General features: G+C 66.9%; 6 protein-coding genes. 4 read left to right on the top strand and 2 right to left on the bottom strand.

The genetic code is table 11. From position 1 onward, the window contains the following. Window positions 1-38: 38 nt before the first annotated feature. Complete coding sequence (locus WAW85_RS15220; protein ID WP_422560430.1) at window positions 39-608, bottom strand: endonuclease domain-containing protein; 570 nt, start codon at window positions 606-608, stop codon at window positions 39-41. Window positions 609-1250: 642 nt separating this feature from the next. Here WAW85_RS15220 and WAW85_RS15215 point away from each other — a divergent pair. The 4 genes from WAW85_RS15215 to purD all read left to right on the top strand — a co-directional run bounded on the left by WAW85_RS15215 (window position 1251) and on the right by purD (window position 7205). Beyond that, the gene (locus WAW85_RS15215; RefSeq protein WP_422560429.1) at window positions 1251-2525 is read left to right on the top strand and encodes a glycosyltransferase; all 1275 of its coding nucleotides are present in this window, start codon (window positions 1251-1253) and stop codon (window positions 2523-2525) included. 50 nt (window positions 2526-2575) lie between these two features. Beyond that, a complete protein-coding gene (locus tag WAW85_RS15210) occupies window positions 2576-4663 on the top strand; it encodes an ArnT family glycosyltransferase (protein WP_422560431.1) in 2088 nt (695 codons plus the stop codon). A gap of 84 nt (window positions 4664-4747) precedes the next feature. Beyond that, window positions 4748-5941 (top strand): low temperature requirement protein A, encoded by a 1194-nt coding sequence (locus WAW85_RS15205; protein WP_422560428.1) that lies wholly within the window; start codon window positions 4748-4750, stop codon window positions 5939-5941. Window positions 5942-5951: 10 nt separating this feature from the next. After that, window positions 5952-7205, top strand: coding sequence for a phosphoribosylamine--glycine ligase (gene purD / locus WAW85_RS15200; protein WP_422560427.1), 1254 nt, complete (start codon window positions 5952-5954; stop codon window positions 7203-7205). Window positions 7206-7367: 162 nt separating this feature from the next. On the opposite strand, the gene WAW85_RS15195 is transcribed toward purD, so the two are convergent. Then, window positions 7368-8225 (bottom strand): hypothetical protein, encoded by an 858-nt coding sequence (locus WAW85_RS15195; RefSeq protein ID WP_422560426.1) that lies wholly within the window; start codon window positions 8223-8225, stop codon window positions 7368-7370. Window positions 8226-8467: the final 242 nt, after the last annotated feature.

The raw sequence follows: 8467 nt of genomic DNA, 5'->3' as shown, positions 1-8467 counted from the left end.
CCCACGGCGGCCCGCTCTGTGCCGGCGACTCTTCTAGATCAGCCGTCTGGGGCGGATCTTCCCGTGGCTGCGGATTCTTCCGTCCCTGCGGCCCCGGACGGGACGCCCGTACCGGCCCTGGGCCCTGCGCCGGACCGCCGTCCGGGGCTGGTGCCGCGGAACGGACGGATTCGATGCCGGCGTCTGCCGGTGACAGCACGGATGTCCTCGAGGGCAGCGTCCCAGTCGTAGAGGATGTCGTCGTACGTGAACCGCATGGTGATGGAGCCGCCGATCAGGGTTTTGCGGTCACGAGTGCGGTCGGTTTGAAATTCTTCGGCGCTGGAGTGGTAGAGCCTGCCGTCGCATTCGATGATCAGCTTTCCGATCCGCAGGTCGCTGTGGCCCACCCCGGGGAGATAGGGCTGGACCTCTACGTTGAAACCGAGTGCGCGGAGCCGGACACGGGCAACCGATTCGGTGCCCGATTGGGAGTTGCCGTCGGTCTTGGCGAACAGGTCGAGCACGCGCCGGGGGAGCGGGCCCATTTCCGCGCGCAGGGCTTCGGCGGACACCCCGAACTTGTTCTGAACCGAGTCGCAGACGGCAATCCAATCCTCGTCGCTCATGCACCGGGCCGCGCATTCTAGGGCGACGACGATCGGGTCGACGGCGGTGGCACCGGCTCGTATGCGAGAGAATCCCCGGCAAGAATCCTTATCCGTGGCGGTTGGTCGGCCGTAGCGGACGTGTACTTCGGGATACCCGGGCGGAACCCAGATTCCGTGCCGCCTCAGTGCGGATACGCACGAGAGGACCCCGCCCCGCATCACCGCTTGCGCCACGTCAGGGGCGTGAGAGCTGATGGCGAACCAGTTCCGTCGCAGCTCGGTGAGCGTTCCGGCAGTGATTGCTGCGGCGCGTTCGGTGCTCGACAGGCCAGCGCGATCCAGCTCGCTGCGCGTGAAGACCCCACACTCCGTACCGGATTGGCCGACCGTCAATGCTGCTGTTTCCACGTTCTTTGGACGCATGCCGGGCGCTTCCGGTTCCACGACACGCCGGTTCGGATGGGAATCCGCGGGTATGGCATTCGGTGAATCGTCGTTCACTGGCACAGAGCGGGGGTCCGTGGTCCATTGGTCCACGGCGGGGCGCTCGGTGCCAGTGGACTCTGCCGCGGGCGGGCGGGCGGGCGGTGCCGACCGTTCACAGGAACCTTGCAGGGATGCTTCAGGGGCGTGGGAGGTCCAAGGACAAGAGTCCGTGTCATGACAACAACCACTGAACCGGAGACGGCCGAACCCGCGGCCGCCGTGACGCCGGTGCCGATGCTCGACGTCGTCGTTCCGGTCTACAACGAAGAAGCAGACTTGGCGACGTGCGTGCGGCGGCTTCGCGACCACTTGACCACCGCGATGCCGTATCCGGCGCGCGTTACGATCGCCGACAATGCGAGCACCGATGCCACGCTGGACATAGCGCGACGGTTAGCCGCCGAGTCCGACGACACCTGCCCCGTGCGGGTGGTGCATCTGGACGAGAAGGGGCGCGGCCGCGCGCTGAACCAGGTGTGGCGATCCAGCGACGCACAGATCGTGGCCTACTGCGATGTGGATCTGTCGACCGATCTGAATGCGTTGATGCCGCTGATCGCGCCGCTGGTCTCCGGGTACTCGGACATCGCGATCGGGACGCGGCTCAGCCGCTCAGCACAGGTCACGCGCGGTCCCAAGCGCGAGTTCATCTCGCGCAGCTACAACCTGATCCTGAAGGTGGCCATGCGGGCGCACTTCTCCGACGCGCAGTGCGGATTTAAGGCCATGCGCACTGACGTCGCGCGTGAACTGTTGCCTCATGTGGAAGACACCGGCTGGTTCTTCGACACCGAACTGTTGGTGCTCGCCGAACGGATCGGGCTGCGCATCGCCGAGGTTCCGGTCGACTGGGTCGACGACCCGGACAGTTCCGTCGACGTCGTCGGTACCGCGATCGCCGACCTGCGGGGGTGCGCCCGGGTCGGTTGGGCGCTGGCCGGCGGGCAACTGCCCATCGACCAGTTGCGCCGCAACCTCGGACGTGAGCGCGACAACGGACCGGAACTGGCCGGGGTGCCGGCCGGGATGACCGGACAGGTGCTCCGGTTCATCTCCGTCGGCGTCGCATCCACGCTGGCCTACGTGCTCCTGTACCTGCTATTGCACACCTACGTCGGCGCGCAGGTTGCGAACTTCCTATCGCTGGCGATCACTGCGGTGCTGAACACTGCCGCTAACCGGCGCTTCACCTTCGGTGTGCGCGGACGGGCCGGACTGGTCGGTCACCACCTCTTCGGGTGGGGTGTATTCATCGTCGGCTGGCTGGTGACGGCCAGCTCGCTGGCAGCGCTGCACGTCGCTGCACCCGGCTCCAGCAAAGGCGCCGAACTTGCCGTTCTCATCATCGCGAACCTGGTCGCCACGGCCACCCGATTCGTCGGGCTCCGGTGGGTCTTTGTGCGCCGTGACACGACGGTAACCGCTACCGCTCAGGAGAGTGCCTCGTGACCATCGCAACCCCCGCGGCGGCCGCGCCGCAACCTGCGCCGACATCGGAGGTGACTTCGACGCGGGAGAATGAGCTTCCGGGCAGTGCGAAGCCCGCTGCGCTGACCGTGCCCGAGCGGGTCAGTCTCGCCGTGCTGCTGGTCGGCACGCTGCTGGCGTACCTGTGGAATCTCTCGGCGAACGGCTGGGCCAACTCCTTCTACACCGCCGCAATCGAGGCCGGTTCGCAGTCGTGGAAGGCATGGTTCTTCGGATCGTCGGATATGGCGAACTCGATCACTGTCGACAAGCCGCCGGTCTCGCTCTGGATCCCCGCCCTCTCGGTGCGGGTGTTCGGGCTCAACTCGTGGAGCCTGCTGGTTCCGCAAGTGCTGATGGGCGTTGCGTCGGTGGCGCTGCTCTATCTGATCGTGCGGCGGTACTTCGGCCACTGGGCCGGCATCGGCGCCGGACTAGTGTTGGCGACCACCCCGGTCGCCGCGCTGATGTTCCGCTTCAACAACCCCGAAGCACTGCTGATCTTGCTGATGCTCGTCGCCGCGTGGGCGACCATGCGAGCCATCGACACCGGACGACTCCAGCCGATGATCTGGGCCGGTGTGGCAGTCGGCTTCGGCTTCCTCACCAAACAACTGCAGGTCTTTCTGATCCTTCCCGCACTGGTGATCACATTCTTCGTATTCGCCCAGGGCGGCTGGCGGCGCCGGGTGGGACACTTGCTGGCAGCGCTCGGTGCACTGATCGTCAGCGCCGGCTGGTGGATCCTCACCGTCGAGCTGTGGCCTGCCGATTCGCGGCCGTATATCGGCGGCTCACAGAACAATTCGATTCTCGAGCTGACTCTCGGCTACAACGGCCTCGGTCGACTGAACGGAAACGAAGCCGGGTCGGTGGTCCCCGGCGGTGGCGGTATGGGCGGTGACCGAATGTCCTCCGGCGCCTACGGTTTCGGCAGCGGAGGCTTCCCGGGCGGTGGTCCCGGTGGCGGACGCGGCAGTATGTGGGGCAGCCCCGGCTTCTGGCGCATGTTCGATGCCGAGCAAGGCGGCCAGATCAGCTGGCTGATCCCGACCGCGCTGGTCTTCGGTATCGCCGCACTGGTCGTGAGCTGGCTGGCCCGCCGCACGGACACCCGGGCCGCCGGAAACGTGGTGAGCGGCCCCAACACCCGCAGCGCCTTCCTCGTGATGTTCGGTATCTGGATGCTGACGACGATCGTGGTCTTCAGCTACATGCAGGGCATCTTCCACAGCTACTACACCGCGGCCATCGCACCGTCGCTCGCCGGACTCGTGGCGGCCGGAGCAGCCCTCTGTTGGGCGCATCGCGAGCAACTTTGGGTGCGACTGGTGCTGGCAGCGGGATCGATTACGGCGGGGATCTGGGGCTTTGTGCTCTTGAACCGTTCGGCCGACTTCGTGCCGTGGCTGCGGTGGGTGGTCCTGGCCGTCGGCATCGTCGCTGGTCTGGCGCTGATCTTTGTTCATCGTGGAACCGCGGGCACGGCAGTCGCTGGTGCCGCGATCGTGGCGGCACTGGCCGGTCCGGTCGCCTACACCGTCGACACCCTGAATACTCCGGCGCAGGGCTCGATCATCTCGGCCGGTCCGAATACCGGTGGCTTCGGTCCTGGTCGCGGCGGTCCGCCCGGAATGGGAGGCCGCGAGGGCAGCGGTCGGCGAGGTGGCTTCCCCGGTATGCCGGGCGGCCAGGGTCAGAGTCAGGGCGGCCCGGGTGGTCAGGCCGGGGCCGGTGCCGAAGGTATGGGCGCTGGTGGACCCGGCGGGCTGCTGAACGGATCGAAGCCGAGCGAAGAGATGATCGCGATGCTACGCACCGACGCAGACAAGTTCACCTGGGTGGCCGCGGCCATCGGCTCCAACACGGCGTCCGGCTACCAGATCGAATCCGGCTACTCGGTGATGCCGGTCGGCGGATTCAACGGCACCGATCCCTCGCCGACCCTGGAGCAGTTTCAGCGGTACGTCGCCGACGGGAAGATTCACTACTTCATTGGTGGCGGCCGCATGGGCGACGGTGCGGGGACGTCGTCGGCGATCGGCGACTGGGTGAGTGAGAACTTCGTCTCCACCACGGTCGACGGAGTGACACTCTACAACCTGACGAAGCCGAAATAGACGGCAAAACTCAGGTAGGGGAGATTACGGCCGGAGCGGTGTGCGCAGTTCATGCATTCACCGGTCCGGTCGTAGATTGTGCGAATGCCGATGCAGTCGCAGCTGAAAAAGATGACCGGGCGTGACCCCGACGAGGCCGGTCGCGCCGGGAGCAGTCTGGAGATCCTGTACGACCTCGTATTTGTCGTCGCGTTCGCGGTGGCCGGTGTGCAACTCGCGGACTATCTGACGCAAGGACACTATCTGGCGGCGATCGCCGGATACCTGATGATGATGTTCGCGACCATCTGGGCGTGGATCAACTTTGCCTGGTTCTCGTCGGCGTTCGACACCGATGACTGGTTCTATCGGATCCTGGCGCTGGTGCAGATGATCGGCGTCGGCATCGTGGCGATCGGGATTCCGAACGTATTCACGTCGATCAATTCGCACGAGCACGTCGATGTGACCGTCGCGGTGATCGGCTACATCGTGATGCGAGTGGGCATGGTGACCCAATGGTTGCGCGTTGCGGTGCAGTCGCCGGAATACCGGTCGACGGCGCTGGCCTATTCGTCTGCCACTCTCCTCGCGCAGCTCGGCTGGGTCGGGCTGATCTTTCTGCCGACCAATCTGGGGGAGACACTGGGCGTGATCGCGGTACTGGTGGCGATCGAATGTGCGGGCCCGTTCATCGCCGAGACGCGGGTGCGGACGACGCCGTGGAACTCCGAGCACATCGCCGAGCGGTACGGAACGCTGATGGTGATCACCCTGGGCGAAGGCGTGGTCGGTACCGTGGCCGTCCTGCAAGCGCAGATCAGCCGCGCGGGCTGGACGGCCGAAACCGCGGTCCTCGGGCTCGCCGCCATGGGCGTGACTTTCATGATGTGGTGGCTGTACTTTCTGCTGCCCAACGGCGAGGTCCTTGGCGAACAGCGGCGCAAAGCGTTCGGCTTCGGCTACGGAAGCATGCCGCTGTACATGGGGTGCGCGGCGGTCGGCGCCGGGTTGCACGTCGTCGCCCTGTGGATCGAGCGCGAGGCGCACATCGGGCCGGTGGTGGTGGTGCTCGCCTTGGCGGTGCCGCTGGCGATCTATTGTCTGGGGCTGCTGGTGATGCAGGGATACCTCGTCGGGCATCAGGCGTGGCTCTGGCCGATGGCTGTCGGTGCGGCCGCTCCGCTGCTCGCTGGTGTGCTGATGGCCGTCGCCGGTCTGCCGTTGCTGCTGTGCGTCGTCGTGACGTGTCTGGCACCGCTGGTGCCGGTGGTCGTGGCCGAGGTGCGCACCGACTAACGTTGCCTGCGTGCGAGTACTCGTGATCGGCTCGGGCGGCCGCGAACACGCCCTGCTTCTTGGACTGGACCGCGATCGGTCAGTCACCGAACTTCATGCTGCCCCGGGCAACGCCGGAACCTTCAGCGTGGCCACCAATCATGCCGTCGATGTCGCCTCGCGCGATGCGGTGGTGGCGTTGGCCCGGCAGATCGAAGCCGACCTGGTGGTGATCGGTCCAGAGGTGCCGTTGGTGCTCGGCGTGGCGGAGGCGCTGCGCGAGGCCGGCTTCGCGACCTTCGGGCCGAGTGCGGCCGCCGCGCAGATCGAAGGCTCCAAGGCCTTTGCCAAGGATGTGATGGCGGCGGCCGGTGTGCGCACGGCACGTGCCGAAATCGTCGACAGTCCGGCGGGGCTGGATGCCGCGCTCGATCGCTTCGGCCCCACCTGGGTGGTCAAGGACGATGGGCTGGCCGCTGGCAAGGGTGTGGTCGTGACGGCGGATCGGGCTGCGGCCCGCGCGCACGCCGCCGACTGCCTGGAGCACGGCCATCCGGTGCTGCTGGAGAGTTTCTTGTCCGGCCCGGAGGTCTCGCTGTTCTGCCTTGTCGATGGCGATACCGTGGTGCCGCTGCTGCCCGCGCAGGACCATAAGCGCGTCGGTGACGGCGACCAAGGACCCAACACCGGCGGGATGGGCGCATACACGCCGCTGCCGTGGTTGCCGCAGTCCATGGTCGATCGGATCGTCGACGAGGTGGTGACGCCAGTCGCCGCCGAACTGAACCGGCGTGGCACTCCGTTCTCGGGCTTGCTGTACGCCGGGCTCGCCGTCGACGACGAGGGCCCGGCTGTCATCGAATTCAACTGCCGTTTCGGTGATCCCGAGACCCAGGCCGTGCTCGACCTGCTTGAGTCGCCACTGGGTGCGACCCTGAACGCTGTCGCCACCGGCACGCTCGCCGATCTGGCGCCGCTGCAGTGGTACGACGGCGCGGCCGTGGTCGTCGTGCTGGCCGCCGAAAACTACCCGGGCTCGCCGCGGACCGGCGACACCATTGTCGGTGCGCACGGTGCCGGTGTGCTGCACGCGGGGACGAAGCGCAATGCCGACGGCGACGTGGTGTCGGCTGGTGGCCGGGTGCTTTCGGTGGTGGGGCGCGGTCCGGATCTCGCCGCTGCGCGCGCCCAAGCCTACGACCGCCTCGCCGCCATCAAACTTCCCGGGGCGCACTTCCGCACCGACATCGGCCTGGCGGCCGAACAAGGCCGCATCTCCCTCTAGTCGCCCATCCCCGCAGCCCGCCCCGCCTGCTCCGCCCGCCCCGGCGCCCCGTGTGCCCGTGTCGCGCCCCTCTTTGAATGTCGCCGCCGCTGGGTGGGCAGCGACTGTCGGGGAGGGCCGCGACACGGTGTGGCGGTAATGGCGGCGGTAGCGGTGGTGGGATCAGCGAAGGTGAAAGTGGTCGAGCCAGCGCATGATGATCGGCACCATGGTGCCTTGCTCCAGCATTGACCAGTACGCTCGGATGATCATCAGGCCGAGGGCTCGCAGGGCGTCCTCGCGCTGCTTCTCCCGCCAGACTGCGTCCGCGATTGTCTCTCCGGGCTGGAGGGACCGTCCATATTTGAAGAAGCCGTCGAACTCCCAGACGAGTTTGCCGTCCCACTCGCCGTCGACCAGGTACCTCTTAGTTCCGATGACGTGCTTGACCTGCAGTTCTGGGACCGGCAACGAGGCTTGGATCATCTGCGCCCGGCCCCAAGATTCGCCCACCGACTCCGCCTTCGGATTCGCCCAGGCGAGCGCGGTCTTGGCGACGCGGGTGTCGCAGCGTCGACGTCGTTCGAGTTGCATGGCGAGGGAGGCGGCGTCGACACCGGCCCGCAGCGCGGCATCGAAAACGGTGAGTGCCTTCGCGAAGGCCAGCCGGTGGGTGGCTGCTTCTGCTTGTGCGATGTCCGCCGCGGTGCGCGCGAGACTGGTCACCGAGATCCCAGCGACCTCGACGACATCGCCGGGCAGTAGTTCACTTGCGTGCACGATCGACGAAGCGCGTCGGCGGCCGCCGCCCTGTTCGCCGTTGGTCAGGTGAACCTGTTGGAGCGCGGGTTTGAGCATGGGGAGCCCGTGTATCGCAGCGGCGGACGCGTGACTCAGGACGGTGCCGCTGAAATGATTGGGCACGCTCGCCACGGCGATGGCCCGGAGCCGGTGCTCGGCCATGGCGTTCTGCGCCACGGCTGCGCGGTCTTGCGCATTCACTCGCGCCGGCGCGTAGTACACGCCCTTGGTGGCGCGCACCAACGACCTTGGGCGACCGCCGTGCGAAGCTGGCGGTCGGTGAAGCCGGAATCGAGTGCGGCCGCCCGGTGGATCAACCCGTGGCGATCGAGTGGGTAACGCGGTTCGTCGTCCATACCTTGATGAGACACCGAGGTTCGGGAGGCTGCTCGCCGTTATCCACAGGCTCGTCGTGCATTCCGCGACTATCCACAGTTGTCGCGCCGACACGCTGCGGCCCGCTGCACCCCATGTCGCGACCC

The sequence above is a fragment of the Gordonia sp. (in: high G+C Gram-positive bacteria) genome (assembly GCF_049299075.1).
Lineage (GTDB): Bacteria > Actinomycetota > Actinomycetes > Mycobacteriales > Mycobacteriaceae > Gordonia.
This window is presented reverse-complemented; position numbering and strand designations above follow the sequence as displayed.